Genomic DNA, 13,675 nt, shown 5'->3' with positions numbered 1-13,675 from the left:
CTATCTTGCACGGTCGAAGGTCCTATCTTGCCTGCAATTCCACTTGCCTGAAATCCTTACTCGCCTGAAGTTCTGGGAGCGAAACAAATGAAGAAGCCCGCCACATCAGCCCGTGTGCCCGGCCGCGGCCGCGTCTACGATTCCATCACCGACACGATCGGCGATACGCCCCTGGTGCGGCTCGACAAGTTCGCCCGGGAAAAGGGCATCGTCGCCAATCTCATCGCCAAGCTCGAATTCTTCAATCCGATCGCCTCGGTCAAGGACCGCATCGGCGTGGCGATGATCGAGGCGCTGGAGGCGTCGGGCAAGATCTCTCCCGGCAAGACCACGCTGATCGAACCGACGTCGGGCAACACCGGCATCGCGCTTGCCTTCGCCGCTGCCGCCAAGGGCTATAAGCTGATCCTGACGATGCCCGAAACGATGTCGATCGAGCGCCGGAAAATGCTGGCGCTGCTGGGCGCCGAACTGGTGCTGACAGAAGGCCCGAAAGGTATGAAGGGCGCCATCGCCAAGGCCGACGAACTGGCAGCGACGATCCCCAACGCGATCATCCCGCAGCAGTTCGAGAACCCGGCCAATCCAGAAATCCACCGCACGACGACGGCCGAGGAAATCTGGAACGATACGCATGGCGAGGTCGATATCTTCGTCGCCGGTATCGGCACCGGAGGCACCATCACCGGCGTCGGCCAGGTGCTGAAGAAGCGCAAGCCCTCCGTGCATGTCGTCGCCGTCGAGCCGGACTCCTCGCCTGTTCTGTCGGGCGGCCAGCCCGGCCCGCACAAGATCCAGGGCATCGGCGCCGGCTTTGCGCCCAAAATCCTCGACACGACGATCTATGACGAGATCGTCAAAGTGTCGAACGAGGATTCCGTGGCCAATGCCCGCCTCGTCGCCCGCCTCGAAGGCGTGCCGGTCGGCATCTCTTCGGGCGCCGCCCTGCAGGCGGCCATCGTCGTCGGCTCGCGGCCGGAGAACAAGGGCAAGAACCTTGTGGTGGTCATCCCGTCCTTCGCCGAGCGTTATCTGTCGACCATCCTGTTCGAGGGGCTGGGATCGTAATCCGACGCTTCTTCGTGACCAAGCTGGCCCGCTGAAAAAACGCCCGTGGCCGCCATCGGCGGCTTGAGGGCGACACCGCTTCCGGTTCATATCTCCCCCGGCCTGCTTTGCGCAGGTCGGGGGAGAATTTATGTACAAGCTTTATACCCGTCCCGGCAGCGGCGGCTTCGTGGTCGAGGCAGCGCTGGCGCTGGCCAATGTACCATTTGAGCAGATCGACGTGCCGAAGACCGACCGGCCCGATCCCGCCTTCCTCGACATCAGTCCGTTGAACCAGGTGCCGGTGCTGACCTTGCCCGACGGAAGCTCGATGACCGAATCCGCAGCGATCTGCATCGTGCTTGCCGAGCGCCACCCCGACGCCAATTTGGCGCCGGGAGCAGAAGCGCCTGCCCGCGCGGATTTCCTGCGCTGGATGGCCTTTATGTCGTCTGTGCTCTATTCGGCGGTGCTGCGTTTCTACTACGCATACCGCTACACTGCCGATCCCGAAGGCACCAAGGCGGTCAAGCAGGCGGCCGTGGCCGAGATGGACCGCGGCTTTGCCGTTCTCGATGCCGCGCTCGAAGGCCGTGACTGGCTGGTCGGTGACCGGATGTCGCTGGCCGACATCTATCTGGTCATGCTGGTGGCCTGGTATCCCGACATCGACAGCGCGCGGACGGCATGGCCGAACATCGAACGCCTGTGGGCGCGGCTGCGCGACCATCCGCTGATGAAGACGCTCAACACCTCGCACGAGATGTGGCCGGGCTGAAGCTCAATTTCTGAGCACCGCTCTTTTTCCTTGCAGGAACCGGCGCACCGCCGGGTCGCGCTCGAGGCCGATCGCCCGGTCATAGGCTTCGCAGGCTTGCGGTACCTGACCAAGCCTGGCCAGGAGACCGGCGCGTGCGGCCCAATAGGGCTGGTACTCGTCAAGCCGCTTGTCGTCGCCCAGCACGTAAAGAGCCGCCAATCCGGCCACTGCGCCCTCGGCCTCGGCGATCGCCACCGCGCGGTTTATCGCCACCACCGGCGATCCTGCGATCGAAAGCAGCGCGTCGTAGAGTTCCTGGATTGCCACCCAGTCGGTGCGGCCGGTGAGCCTTCGTGCCGCATGCGCGGACTGCACGGCCGCCTCAAGCTGGTAGCGGCCGATGACGCCCTTGGCCGCTGCGTGGGAAAGCAGCGCTTCCGCCTCGTCGATGAGGGCACGGTCCCATAGAAGGCAATCCTGCTCCGCCAACGGCACGAAGTCGCCTTCGGCGCTGCGCCGTGCGGCGCGGCGGGACTCGGCAAACAGCATCAGCGACAACAGGCCCAGTGCCTCCGGTTCCTCCGGCATCAGCGAGGCCACCAGCCGGCCGAGCCAGATGCCTTCGGTCGCCAGGTTGCGGCGCCGCGTTTCGGTGCCGGCCGGATCGGACCAGCCTTCGGCGAAGGCGGCATAGATCGCCTCCAGCACCGCGTCCAGCCTCTCGCCGAGTTCGGCCCGCTCCGGCACGCGGAACGGAATGCCGGTTTCACGGATGCGGCTCTTGGCGCGCACCAGGCGCTGGCCCATGGTTGCGGGGGAGACCAGGAAGGCGGAGGCGATCGTCGCGGCGTCGAACCCCAGCACGGTCTGCAGGATGAGCGGCGAACGTACGCTCGATTCGATCGCCGGATGGGCGCAAGCGAACATCAGCCGCAGCCGATCGTCGGGCAGGTCTTCCTCGGTCATGCGTGCCTCCGCCTCCTGCGCAATCAGCTTGAGATGCTCGCGACCGGCCTCGCTGGTGAGCCGCCGCCGCACCGCATCGACACGGCGCCGCCGCGCCACCGCCAGCAGCCAGGCTTCTGGCTTTTCCGGCACGCCGGTTCGCGGCCAGCGCTCGAGGGCGGCGGCAAAGGCATCGGCCAGCGCGTCCTCGGCGGCGGCCACGTCGCGCGTGCGCGCAGCGAGCCAGGCGACCAGCTTGCCGTAGCTCTGCCGGGCGGCAGCCTCGGCGGCCGCCCGGGCGGTCTCGGAACGACTGTCCATCACATCGTCATTTCTCAGACAGGTACTCGGCCAGTTCCCAGATCGGCCGCAGCTCGACAGTGCCGGCGCTGGCCGCCGGGCAGCGCGCCGCCCAGGCGATCGCGGCGTCGGCATCCGCGGCCTCGATCATGTAGAAGCCTGCAAGCTGCTCCTTGGTGTCAGCATAGGGGCCGTCGAGGACGTTGGTCTTGCCACCAGCCACCCGAACCGAGGTGGTCGCCTGACTCGGGCGCAGCCGGTCACCGGCCAGCCACGCGCCGGATTTCTTCAGGGCCTCAGTATAGGCGCCATAGGCGGCACTCATCTGGTAGGTCGCCTCGGCCGGGGCATTCGCCATCGCGGCTTCGTCGGCGTAAATCAAAATCATGTATCGCATGGTCTTCTCCCGTTGTTTCGAAGGCCGCGTCGTTGCGAGCCGGACGTATGTCGCGCAGCAGCGCACGATTTCGACAGGCTGCGGAAAAACTTTCCGCTCCGACGGATTTTTGTGCAAGCCGCCATCTGCTTCCCGATCTCTCAACCGTTCGTCTAACGAGCACAATTGCGGGTTGGCATTTCCGGCCCACTGTCTAAACTCGCCCCGGTTCGCACCTGGGAGGCGGTGCGGTCGTCGATATTTCAGGGAGGGAAATCGGATGTTTCATTTCAGAACGAAACTTGTTGCAGCCGGCGCTGTGGCGCTGTCACTTGGCCTTGGCGCTGTGTCGGCAGGAGCCCAGGAATTCATCAACGTGCTGACCGGCGGCACATCCGGCGTCTATTATCCGCTCGGCGTGGCGTTGTCGGAAATCTACGGCAAGGGCATCGAAGGCGCGCGCACCCAGGTGCAGGCGACCAAGGCTTCGGTTGAAAACCTCAATCTGCTGCAGCAGGGCAAGGGCGAGATCGCTTTTGCGCTCGGCGATTCCGTCAAGATGGCCGCCGAAGGCAATGCCGAGGCCGGTTTCCCAGGCAAGCTCGACAAATTGCGCGGCATCGCCGCCATCTATCCCAATTACATCCAGATCGTCGCCAGCCAGGAGTCCGGCATCAAGACGCTGGCCGACCTCAAGGGCAAGAGCCTGTCGGTCGGCGCACCGGCGTCGGGCACCGAACTCAATGCGCGCGCGATCTTCGCCGCCGCGGGGCTGAAATACGAGGATCTCGGCCGAGTCGAATACCTGCCCTTCGCCGAATCGGTCGAGCTGATCAAGAACCGGCAGCTCGACGCCACGCTGCAATCGGCCGGGCTCGGCGTCGCCTCGATCCGCGACCTCGCCACCTCGGTGCCGATCAATGTCGTGGCGGTGCCGGCCGAGGATGTTGCGAAGATCGGCTCGCCCTATCTTTCGGTGGTCATTCCCAAGGGTACCTATGAGGGCCAGAGCGAGGATGTCGCCACCGCCGCCGTCGGCAATTTCCTCATCACCCGCGCCGATGTCTCCGACGAAACCGCCTATCAGATGACCAAGCTGATGTTCGACCATCTCGACCAACTGGCCGCGGCCCATGCCGCCGCCAAGGCGATCGACCCGGCCAAGGCGCTCGCCGGCATGCCGGTGCCGCTGCACCCCGGCGCTGAGCGTTATTACAAGGAGAAGGGGTTGTTGAAATAGCGGAGCATGGCTCGGCTATCTGAGATGCCCGGCAGGGCAGAGGGGGGCGCCTGGCGCTACAATTCGCTTGCTTTGGAGTGCGTCGGATGAGCGAAATAACCGACGGCAAATCCGCCACCTTCCATCTGCCTGCCGTCGAAGAACAAGTCGAAGGACTGCCACCCGGCTTCGGCGACGGCATCGCCGGCAAGGCCGCCTTTCTCATCGCCGTCGCCTTTTCCGTGTTCCAGATCTATGTCGCCGCCTATGGCAGCATTCCGAGCCAGGTGGTGCGGGCCATGCATGTCGGCTTCCTGCTGCTGCTCGGCTTCGGCCTGATCGCCAACCTGCGCGCCAAGAGCATGCCGGCCAAAGCAGCGTTCTGGGCGCTCGGCGCGCTCGGCTTCGGCACCGGCCTGTACAATTGGGTGTTCTACACCGACCTCATCCGCCGCTCCGGCTTCCTGACCACGCCGGATCTCATCGTCGGCGCGGTGCTGGTGGTGCTGGTCTTCGAGGCGGCGCGGCGGCTGATGGGGCTGCCGCTGGCGATCATCGCCTTCATCTTTCTCGCCTACTGCTTTTTCGGCAACCATCTGCCGCCGCCGCTCGTCCATCGCGGCTATGATTTCGCCCAGCTGGTCGACACCTTCGCCTACGGCACCGAAGGCATCTACGGCACGCCGATCTATGTCTCGGCCGCCTACATCTTCATCTTCGTTGTCTTTGCCGCCTTTCTCGAACGCGCCGGCATGATCGCGCTGTTCAACGATTTCGCGCTCGGCCTTGTCGGCACGTGGCGCGGCGGCCCGGCGCAGGTCTGCGTGCTGTCGTCGGCGCTGATGGGCACGATTTCCGGCTCGGGCGTCGCCAATGTGGTGGCCAGCGGCCAGTTCACCATCCCGCTGATGAAGCGCTTCGGCTTCCGCTCGGCCTTTGCCGGTGCCGTCGAGGCGACCTCCTCCATGGGCGGCCAGATCATGCCGCCGGTGATGGGCGCGGTCGCCTTCATCATGGCCGAGACGCTGAACGTGCCTTATGCCGATGTGGTCAAGGCGGCGATCATCCCAGCGCTGCTCTATTTCGGCGCGTGCTTCTGGCAGGTGCATCTGGAAGCCGGCAAGGCCGGGCTGCACGGCATGGCCAAAGCGGAGCTGCCCAATCCATGGGACGCGGTGCGGCAACACTGGCCACTGGTGCTGCCACTGGCAGCCCTGATCTACCTGCTGTTTGCCGGCTATACACCGATCTTCGCCGGCACGATGGGCCTGGCGCTGACCATCGTGCTCATCCTCGGCACGCCGCTGGCAGCAGCGATCGGACCGCTCGCCTTCCGCATCGTCTTCTGGATAGCGCTCGGGCTTGCCGCCGCTTCGTTCATGAAGTTCGGCGTCAACCTCCTCGGCCTGGTGATCGCCGCACTGGTCGTCGCCTGCTTCACGTTCAGGGGCGGCCGCGAGACGTTGCAAATCTGTGTCGACTCTCTCGCAGAAGGGGCGAAGAACGCGCTGCCGGTCGGCATTGCCTGCGCCATCGTCGGCATCGTCATCGGCACGCTGACGCTGACCGGCATCGCCTCGACCTTCATCGGCTGGATCATCTCCATCGGCGAGAACAATCTGTTCCTGTCGCTGTTGCTGACCATGCTCACCTGCCTGGTGCTCGGCATGGGCATCCCGACCATTCCCAACTACATCATCACCTCGTCGCTGGCCGGGCCGGCGCTGTTGGAACTCGGCGTGCCGCTGCTGGTCAGCCACATGTTCGTCTTCTATTTCGGCATCATGGCCGATCTGACGCCGCCAGTGGCGCTGGCCGCCTTTGCCGCGGCACCCATGGCTAGGGAAAGTGGCCTGAAGATCGGCATCCAGGCGACTAAACTCGCCATTGCCGGCTTCGTCGTGCCGTTCATGGCGGTCTACACGCCGGCTCTGATGCTGCAGGACGCCGGGCCGATCGCCGCCCAGTTCGGCTATCCCGTCGAGGTCGCCTACATCGTCGCCAAGGCATGCATGGGCATCGTGCTGTGGGGTGCCGCCGCCGTCGGCTTTCTCGCCCGCCGCATGGCGGGGTGGGAACGCCTGCTTGCCTTCGCCGCCGGCGTGCTTCTGGTCGCCGCGGTACCGCTGACCGACGAGGCCGGCTGGGCGCTGGCGCTGGCCTGGATCGGCTGGCACTGCTTTCGTGCGCGGCAGGCTTCAGTCAAAACATGAGCCTTTGCATCCTGGCCGCCGGCAAGATGGTGACGTTCTCCGTCGCCGCCTTTACGCTGTCCTGGACGCATTCGGTGGAACGGACGCGTTGGGAGGAAGACTGGAAGGTCACGCCTATCGGCCTGCAGCTGGTCGAGGCGCGGGTCAAGGGCTCGAGCGCCGGCATGGAGCCATCGGAAGGCGCGGTGCTGAAGAATAGCTGGTGGGCCTATACGCCCACGGTCGGCCCACAGCGGCGCGTCATACTCGCCGCCTCCGGCGCAACCGGCGACGGCTGGACGCTGTGCTCGGTTCAAGGCTGCAGGGAACTGGGCAAAAGGGCCGGCGACGCGATCGTGCTGAAGCCGTGCGAATCCACCGGTTCGAGCCAACCGCGATAGCGCCCGATCAATGCGCTGAGCGGCGGCTCCAGCAGCCACATCCTCAGTCAAGGAACCGCTCGCGCAGCTCCGGAGAAGGAACCTCGCAGCTGTCCTTCCTGCCGAACAGCGCGTAGCGATTCCTGGCAACGCGATCATAGAGCCAGTCGCGCAGCGGGCGCGGCAGCAGCAGCAGCGTTTTTGCCGCCCGCCAGGGCCAGCCGAGTTCCGCCATGACAGCGACGAAGCTGTCGAGCCGCGTGAAGGCGACGCCGTCGATCAGGACGAGGTTGGTTTCGTAAGAGTCCGTGCGCAGTCCATGCTTCCGAAACAGCGTTTCACCGAAGGGCGACTGCGCGGTGGCGAAGCGGAAACGGCCTTGGCGATCGAGCCTGACCACCATGCGCACGAAGCCTGAGCAGAGCACGCAGACGCCATCGAAAACGATCAATCGTGGCGTGCGTCGAGAGTTGTTGCGGAGGGACGATTTGACTGGGGTCGACTGGGTTGGGAATGGTCGGTCACGCTGGCCTCGGCTGCTCGTGTCCTATGACACTAAGCCGGCCAGCGTCGGTATCAAAGCCGTGGCGATGTCGCACGGCGCCTGTCGGCGAGAGCGGGACGCTCGGCGCGATAGGTGGTGGCGCGGGTAGAGGCGGCCGGCCTGCAGATCCTGCTGTTGTGGCGATTTTCGAAAGCCATGATCAGTGCGCGCCCAGCGAGTTGCCGCGACGGGCGCAAGCAGGGCCGGGGCCGCGCATGTAATAGCGCTCGGGCCGATAGGTCGGCGCGACGAATTCGCGGATGGCGGCGGCATAGCCGATGAGGTGCGCGAGGAAGTTCATTACCCTTGTCCCTGTCCCGATTTTCGGATGTCCCTTCCGAATTGCGGTCATCATAGCGTCGAGGCGTGAATAGTCGGTGAACGTGATGTTAATATCTGGTCGAAAATGCCTCGCTTCGTGGCTGGATTGCGGCTGATTCGGGGTCTTTCGGTGCAGTTCGTCGGCATTCCGGCCAATGTGACTTTTGCATCACATATGTTTCGTTTGAATGTCGCGCGCGCGCGGTTTTGTTTCAACTTTTGCCGCGCCCAAAATTCAGGTGCTGGCGGCCATAAGGCCTCGGGCGCGCCCTTGGCATCCAGATCGGTCCGTGAGCGCGGAACTGGAGCGCGGTCTGTCCGTTCTCACCTTCATCTGGTCTGGAAGGGAAGATATCATGGCGCCGCGTCCGGCCTGGAAAGGCTATTTGAAGCTTTCGCTGGTCACCTGTGCCGTCGAACTCACCAATGTCGTCACCCACACGGAGCGGGTCTCGTTTCGCATTCTCAACCGCAAGACCGGCAACACGGTGAAGCGGCTCTATGTCGACGCCGAAACAGGCAAGCCTCTGGAGGAGGATGACGAGATCAAGGGCTATGAACTCGACGATGGCGATTTCATCCATATCGAGGAAGACGAGATCGAGGCGGTGCAGATCGAATCCTCGCACACGATGGCGCTCGACGGTTTCGTCGACAAAGCTTCGATCCAGCAGATCTATCTCGATACGCCCTATTATGTCGCCCCGGCCGACAAGGTGTCGGAAGAAGCGTTCGCCGTCATCCGGGACGCGATGACGGGCAAGAAGATGGCCGGGTTGGCGCGTATCGTGCTCTACCGACGCGAACGGCCGGTGGTTATCGAGCCGCTCGGCAAAGGCATGGTGCTGACGACGCTGCGCTACGACAACACGGTGCGCCAGCAGGACACCGTCTTCGGCGACATCGAGTCGGTGAATACCGATCAGGAGATGACCGACCTCGCCGAGTTGATCATCGACAAGAAGAAGACGAAGTTCGATCCCTCGAAATTCGACGACAAATACGAGGACGCGCTGCTGGAGCTGATCCGCGCCAAGAAGGCTGGCCACAAGGCGCCGAAGGCCAAGGCGGCGCCCAAGCCTTCCAATGTCGTCAATCTGTTCGACGCGCTGAAGAAGAGCCTGTCAGATTCCGGATCATCGAAAAAGCCTTCGTCGGCGAAAGCCAAGCCGGCGGCCAAACGCGCCAAGCCGAAAGCCAGCGCGCCCAAACGCAAATCGGCCTGAGGAACCCAACGGATGGCCAGCCTCGAACAATATCACTCCAAGCGCGATTTCAAGAAAACCGCCGAACCGGCCGGCAAGGTCGCCCGGACCAAGCAGGGCGGCGCGGGCGGCATCTTCGTCATCCACAAGCATGCCGCGACGCGGCTGCATTACGACCTGCGGCTCGAGCATGACGGCGTGCTGTGGAGCTGGGCGGTGACGCGCGGCCCGAGCCTTGATCCGCATGAGAAGCGACTGGCCGTGCATGTCGAGGATCACCCGATCGACTATGCGCCGTTCGAGGGCACCATTCCCAAGGGCGAATATGGCGGCGGTTCGGTCATCGTTTGGGACGAGGGCACCTGGACCCCCGAGATCGACCCGGCCAAGGCGATGAAGAAGGGCCATATCAGCTTCGAGCTCAAGGGACACAAGCTGCATGGGGCATGGCATCTGGTGCGACTGAAGCCGCGTGCGGGTGAAAAGCGCGACAACTGGCTGCTGATCAAGTCGGACGATGCCGCAGCGCGTCCCGGCGAGGACATCCTCAAGGAGGCGCCGGAATCGGTGAAGTCGGGCCTGACCATCGAGGAGGTCGGCGAGGGCAAGTCCGCGAAGGGTGAGACGCCGAAAGTCTGGCATTCCAACAAGCCGGCCGCCGGCAAGACGAAGGCCGCGGGCAAGAAACTCGACTTCATCGAGCCGCAGCTGGCCACGCTGGAGCGCGATGCACCGCCGGGCAAGGACTGGCTGCATGAGGTGAAGTTCGATGGCTATCGCATGCAGGCACAGATCGCCGGCACCGACGTGCGGCTGCTGACCCGGACCGGCCTCGACTGGACGAAGAAGTTCGGCGGCGAGATCGTCGCGGAGTTGGCCGCGCTGAAGTGCAGCGACGCCATCATCGATGGCGAGGTGGTCGTGCTGGCCGACAGCGGCGTCTCGTCTTTCGCGCTGTTGCAGCAGGATCTGTCGGCGAAGCGGACGAATCGCTTCATCTATTACGTATTCGATCTGATGCGCCTCGATGGAAGGGATTTGCGGCGCGAGCCGCTGGTCGAGCGCAAGCAGGCCTTGCAGGATTTGCTCGGCAAGCAGTCCGACAATCCGGCGGTCCGCTTCAGCGACCACTTTTCCGAACCCGGCAAGATCATGCTGGAGCATGCCTGCCGGATGGGCCTGGAAGGCGTCGTCTCCAAGCGTGCCGATGCACCCTATCGCAGCGGCCGCGGCCCGACCTGGGTGAAGTCGAAATGCACGGCGCGGCAGGAATTCGTCATCGGCGGCTATCTGCCGTCGGACAAGACCGGGCGCGGCCTGCGCTCGATCCTGGTCGGCTTCCACGAGGGCGGCAAGCTGCATTATGCCGGCCGCGTCGGCACTGGTTTCTCCGGCAAGGGCGCCAATGAGCTGAAGGCAAAACTCGATGCATTGACGGCAAAAACATCGCCCTTCTCCACCGCGGTGCCGAAGGGCAAGGGCCTGGTCTGGGTCAAGCCCGAACTTGTCGGCGAAGTGGAGTTTCGCAGCTGGACTTCGGACCGTATAATACGCCACGCCTCGTTCCAGGGATTGCGCGAGGACAAGCCGGCGGAGGAAGTCGTGCAGGAAAAGCCCAAAGCGTCGACAGGCAAGCCATCGACAGGCAAGAGCACGGCCAAGCCGGCATCGGGTGGCAAAGCCGCCGGATCGATGACGACCACGGTAAAACTCTCGCATCCCGACAAGCTGCTGTGGCCGGACGAAAACATATCCAAGCAGGGCCTGCTCGACCATTACGCGCAGGTTTGGCCGCGCATGGAACAGTTTGTCGTCAACCGGCCGCTCAGCCTGGTGCGGGCGCCGGACGGTGTCGGTGGCCAGCGTTTCTTCCAGAAACATGCCTCGGCCGGTATGAGCGACAAGATCGCGCGCATGAAGGATCCGACTGACGGCGAGGAGATCTTGTACATCCGGGATTTCGATGGTGTCGCCGCACTGGTCCAGTATGGCGTGGTCGAGATCCACATCTGGGGGTGCACGATCGACGAGATCGAAAAGCCCGACCAGATCATCTTCGATCTCGATCCCGATGAAGGTGTCGACGTGAAAGCGGTCCGCGAGGCGGCACTCGATATCAGGGGCAAGCTCGACGAGCTGTCGCTGCCGAATTTCGTCAAGACTTCGGGCGGCAAGGGTTTTCACGTCATGGTGCCGCTGAGACCAGCGGCGGATTGGGATGAGGTCAAAACCTTCGCCCATGATTTTGCCCGTGCGCTGGAGCAGGGTGCCCCCGACCGCTACACGGCGACGCTGTCGAAGAAGGCACGCACGGGAAAGATCTTCGTCGACTATCTGCGCAATGGCAGGGGCTCGACGACGGTCGCGCCCTATTCGTCACGCGCCAAGAAGGGCGCCACCGTGTCGATGCCGGTGACCTGGCCAGAGATCGAGGCCGGCTTGGCGCCGAACGCTTTCCCGATCGGCGGCAAGACTACACTGAAACAGCTGGCGAAAGCCGATCCGTGGTCGGATTTCTTTAAGCAGGGCAAGGCTCTGAGGCGGGGTTAACGCTTCGCCCGTTCAGGACAGAAACACCTTCTCAAACGCCTGCTTGCCCGGCGGCGAGAAGATCACCGCGCGGCTGTCCTTCTCGCGGCGCGCCCATTTCTCGGCCAGGATCTTCTCGAGGATGGCGGCGCCCAGCGTGCCGGCGAGGTGCGAACGGCGCACGCTCCAGTCGAGGCAGGCGCGGCACACCGGCCGGCGCGGCTTGGTATAAACGTCGATGCCGATCGCTGCGAAATGCGATGCCGCCGATGGCCCGAGCCTGATCTCTTGTTCGTCGCGGACCAATACGTTCTTGGCGACGAGCCGATCGAGCATCGCCACCGCCTGCTCCCCGGCGAGGTGATCGTAGCAGACGCGCGCCACGCGCATGGCACCATCGCGCGGACCCGGGCGCACACGCTTTGGACCGACGGCTTCCGCGACGCCTGTGATGGCTTCGATCATGCCCGCCACCTGCGGTCCGGCGAGGCCGTAATAGCGATGCCGGCCTTGGCTCGCCACCGTGAGCAGCCCACCTTCCATCAGTTTGCCCAGGTGCGAGCTGGCGGTCGGCAGCGAAACGCCGGCCTCGAGCGCCAGTTCGCTCGCCGTCAGCGCCGTGCCGCCCATCAGGGCATTCAGCATGTTTGCCCGTGCCGGGTCGCCGACCAGGCTGGCGATGCGGGCGATGTCGGGTCCTTCACGCATAGTTCGTTCCTCATCGAAGCGTTCTTGTCAGATAATCACTATTCTCAGGTGAGATCAAGGAGACGACGATGGCCGCACGAACCGCTTTCCCCTCAGCCCCGCTCCCCAGCCGTCAATTCTTCCCGTTCGTCACCTGGCTGCGTTCGCGGCTGCTGGCCCGCTGGTATGACCGCCATTTGCAGCGTCTGGACCTTGCCGAGATGGATGATCATCAGCTGCGCGATCTTGGGCTAACGCGGCAAGACGTGCGCCGCGAATGCGCGAAGTCCTTCTGGCAGCCCTAGCAGACCAGACGACACAATTTTTCGATGCCGCTCGAACTATCGACGCACCCCAAGGAGACCACAATGACCATCACCTGCTTCATCCGCTACGAGATCGACCCGTTCGGCAAGGCGGCTTTCGAGGAGTATGCGCGCAATTGGGGCCAGGCCATTCCACGCTGCGGTGCCGATCTGATCGGTTACTACGCGCCGCATGAGGGCTCGGCGACGACCGCCTATGCCGCCTACAACATCGAGAGCCTGGCGGCCTACGAAGCCTATCGCGCCCGGCTTGCCGCCGATCCCGCCGGCAAGGCAAACTACGAATTCGCCAAGCGCGAGAGGTTCATCCTGAAGGAGGATCGCATGTTCCTGAAACTGGCCTCAGGCCCGCACGCGAAACTGGTGCTGCCGTGATTGCCGTGATCTTCGAGGTCGAGCCGACGGAAGGCCGGCGCGACGCCTATCTGAGCATCGCCGCGGACCTGCGTCCACTGCTCGACGGCATCGACGGCTTTCTTTCCATCGAGCGTTTCCAGAGCCTGGCCGATCCGAACCGCATCCTGTCGCTGTCATTCTGGCGCGACGAGGAAGCCGTGAAGGCCTGGCGCAACACCGAGGAACACCGGCAGGCGCAGAAGGCCGGCCGTGGCGGTATCTTTTCCGGCTACCGATTGCGCATCGCCCATGTGGTGAGGGATTATGGGCTGACGGAGAGGGACGAGGCGCCTAGGGATAGCCGGGCGGTGAATGGGTGAGTGGCAAGTTTCTTCCTTCTCCCCCTGTGGGAGAAGGTGTCGCCGCAGGCGACGGATGAGGGGTGTTCCCGGGAACGCCAACGTCTCACTCCGCTGGAACACCCCTCATCCGTCTCGGCGCTGCGCGC

The 13,675-nt window shown here is 64.0% G+C and carries 15 protein-coding genes; 10 read left to right on the top strand and 5 right to left on the bottom strand.

The annotated features are described in order from the left end of the window. The first annotated feature begins 87 nt into the window (after nt 1-87). Nucleotides 88-1,068, top strand: coding sequence for a cysteine synthase A (gene cysK, locus AC0L24_RS14190; RefSeq protein ID WP_127267553.1), 981 nt, complete (start codon nt 88-90; stop codon nt 1,066-1,068). Nucleotides 1,069-1,198: 130 nt separating this feature from the next. Beyond that, nucleotides 1,199-1,825, top strand: a complete 627-nt coding sequence (locus AC0L24_RS14185; RefSeq protein ID WP_127267554.1) for a glutathione S-transferase family protein — start codon at nt 1,199-1,201, stop codon at nt 1,823-1,825. Nucleotides 1,826-1,828: 3 nt separating this feature from the next. Here the strand turns inward: AC0L24_RS14185 and AC0L24_RS14180 are convergent, their stop codons facing one another. Together AC0L24_RS14180 and AC0L24_RS14175 are read right to left on the bottom strand one after the other, a co-directional pair. Next, the gene (locus AC0L24_RS14180) at nt 1,829-3,073 is read right to left on the bottom strand and encodes an RNA polymerase sigma factor (RefSeq protein WP_127382779.1); all 1,245 of its coding nucleotides are present in this window, start codon (nt 3,071-3,073) and stop codon (nt 1,829-1,831) included. A gap of 7 nt (nt 3,074-3,080) precedes the next feature. Beyond that, on the bottom strand, nt 3,081-3,449 hold the full coding sequence (locus AC0L24_RS14175; protein WP_473563873.1) for a YciI family protein: 369 nt from the start codon (nt 3,447-3,449) through the stop codon (nt 3,081-3,083). Nucleotides 3,450-3,708: 259 nt separating this feature from the next. Here AC0L24_RS14175 and AC0L24_RS14170 point away from each other — a divergent pair, with 259 nt between their 5' ends. From AC0L24_RS14170 to AC0L24_RS14160, 3 genes are all read left to right on the top strand, one after another. Next, on the top strand, nt 3,709-4,668 hold the full coding sequence (locus AC0L24_RS14170; protein WP_127395885.1) for a TAXI family TRAP transporter solute-binding subunit: 960 nt from the start codon (nt 3,709-3,711) through the stop codon (nt 4,666-4,668). Nucleotides 4,669-4,754: 86 nt separating this feature from the next. Then, nucleotides 4,755-6,860, top strand: coding sequence for a TRAP transporter permease (locus tag AC0L24_RS14165; RefSeq protein ID WP_127395884.1), 2,106 nt, complete (start codon nt 4,755-4,757; stop codon nt 6,858-6,860). Continuing rightward, nucleotides 6,857-7,240, top strand: coding sequence for a DUF1850 domain-containing protein (locus AC0L24_RS14160; protein ID WP_473563872.1), 384 nt, complete (start codon nt 6,857-6,859; stop codon nt 7,238-7,240). The genes AC0L24_RS14165 and AC0L24_RS14160 overlap by 4 nt, the downstream gene beginning before the upstream one ends. 43 nt (nt 7,241-7,283) lie before the next feature. Here AC0L24_RS14160 and AC0L24_RS14155 read toward each other — a convergent pair whose 3' ends face one another. Together AC0L24_RS14155 and AC0L24_RS14150 are read right to left on the bottom strand one after the other, a co-directional pair. Continuing rightward, nucleotides 7,284-7,670 (bottom strand): thiol-disulfide oxidoreductase DCC family protein, encoded by a 387-nt coding sequence (locus AC0L24_RS14155; RefSeq protein ID WP_281062270.1) that lies wholly within the window; start codon nt 7,668-7,670, stop codon nt 7,284-7,286. A gap of 253 nt (nt 7,671-7,923) precedes the next feature. Then, nucleotides 7,924-8,064, bottom strand: a complete 141-nt coding sequence (locus AC0L24_RS14150) for a hypothetical protein (RefSeq protein ID WP_013528645.1) — start codon at nt 8,062-8,064, stop codon at nt 7,924-7,926. Nucleotides 8,065-8,440: 376 nt separating this feature from the next. Between AC0L24_RS14150 and ku the strand changes: the two genes are divergently transcribed. After that, entirely contained in the window at nt 8,441-9,310 is an 870-nt protein-coding gene (ku, locus tag AC0L24_RS14145; RefSeq protein ID WP_473563971.1) for a non-homologous end joining protein Ku, read from the top strand. Nucleotides 9,311-9,322: 12 nt separating this feature from the next. Then, nucleotides 9,323-11,839, top strand: coding sequence for a DNA ligase D (gene ligD / locus AC0L24_RS14140; RefSeq protein ID WP_473563871.1), 2,517 nt, complete (start codon nt 9,323-9,325; stop codon nt 11,837-11,839). Nucleotides 11,840-11,851: 12 nt separating this feature from the next. Here the strand turns inward: ligD and AC0L24_RS14135 are convergent, their stop codons facing one another. Beyond that, nucleotides 11,852-12,526: an ArsR/SmtB family transcription factor gene (locus tag AC0L24_RS14135; protein ID WP_292137191.1), complete on the bottom strand. Its 675-nt coding sequence runs from the start codon at nt 12,524-12,526 to the stop codon at nt 11,852-11,854. A 68-nt stretch (nt 12,527-12,594) separates the two neighbouring features. On the opposite strand from AC0L24_RS14135, the gene AC0L24_RS14130 reads away from it, so the two are divergent. From AC0L24_RS14130 to AC0L24_RS14120, 3 genes are all read left to right on the top strand, one after another. After that, nucleotides 12,595-12,810, top strand: coding sequence for a DUF1127 domain-containing protein (locus tag AC0L24_RS14130; protein WP_473563870.1), 216 nt, complete (start codon nt 12,595-12,597; stop codon nt 12,808-12,810). Nucleotides 12,811-12,873: 63 nt separating this feature from the next. After that, nucleotides 12,874-13,206, top strand: coding sequence for an NIPSNAP family protein (locus AC0L24_RS14125; protein WP_013528650.1), 333 nt, complete (start codon nt 12,874-12,876; stop codon nt 13,204-13,206). Continuing rightward, nucleotides 13,203-13,547 carry an antibiotic biosynthesis monooxygenase family protein gene (locus tag AC0L24_RS14120; RefSeq protein WP_473563869.1) on the top strand — a complete coding sequence of 115 codons (345 nt, stop codon included), beginning with the start codon at nt 13,203-13,205 and terminating at the stop codon, nt 13,545-13,547. Before AC0L24_RS14125 ends, AC0L24_RS14120 begins: the two co-directional genes overlap by 4 nt. Nucleotides 13,548-13,675: the final 128 nt, after the last annotated feature.

It is taken from the genome of Mesorhizobium sp. WSM4809 (genome assembly GCF_055811655.1).
The sequence above is the reverse complement of the archived record's forward strand: the minus strand, read 5'-3'. Positions and strand labels throughout refer to the sequence as shown.

Bases quoted from the DNA above. Each gene is read 5' to 3' on its own strand.
- cysK (WP_127267553.1), top strand. From the start codon at position 88: ATGAAGAAGCCCGCCACATCAGCCCGTGTGCCCGGCCGCGGCCGCGTC.
- AC0L24_RS14185 (WP_127267554.1), top strand. From the start codon at position 1,199: ATGTACAAGCTTTATACCCGTCCCGGCAGCGGCGGCTTCGTGGTCGAG.
- AC0L24_RS14180 (WP_127382779.1), bottom strand. From the start codon at position 3,073: ATGGACAGTCGTTCCGAGACCGCCCGGGCGGCCGCCGAGGCTGCCGCC.
- AC0L24_RS14175 (WP_473563873.1), bottom strand. From the start codon at position 3,449: ATGCGATACATGATTTTGATTTACGCCGACGAAGCCGCGATGGCGAAT.
- AC0L24_RS14170 (WP_127395885.1), top strand. From the start codon at position 3,709: ATGTTTCATTTCAGAACGAAACTTGTTGCAGCCGGCGCTGTGGCGCTG.
- AC0L24_RS14165 (WP_127395884.1), top strand. From the start codon at position 4,755: ATGAGCGAAATAACCGACGGCAAATCCGCCACCTTCCATCTGCCTGCC.
- AC0L24_RS14160 (WP_473563872.1), top strand. From the start codon at position 6,857: ATGAGCCTTTGCATCCTGGCCGCCGGCAAGATGGTGACGTTCTCCGTC.
- AC0L24_RS14150 (WP_013528645.1), bottom strand. From the start codon at position 8,064: ATGAACTTCCTCGCGCACCTCATCGGCTATGCCGCCGCCATCCGCGAA.
- ku (WP_473563971.1), top strand. From the start codon at position 8,441: ATGGCGCCGCGTCCGGCCTGGAAAGGCTATTTGAAGCTTTCGCTGGTC.
- ligD (WP_473563871.1), top strand. From the start codon at position 9,323: ATGGCCAGCCTCGAACAATATCACTCCAAGCGCGATTTCAAGAAAACC.
- AC0L24_RS14135 (WP_292137191.1), bottom strand. From the start codon at position 12,526: ATGCGTGAAGGACCCGACATCGCCCGCATCGCCAGCCTGGTCGGCGAC.
- AC0L24_RS14130 (WP_473563870.1), top strand. From the start codon at position 12,595: ATGGCCGCACGAACCGCTTTCCCCTCAGCCCCGCTCCCCAGCCGTCAA.
- AC0L24_RS14125 (WP_013528650.1), top strand. From the start codon at position 12,874: ATGACCATCACCTGCTTCATCCGCTACGAGATCGACCCGTTCGGCAAG.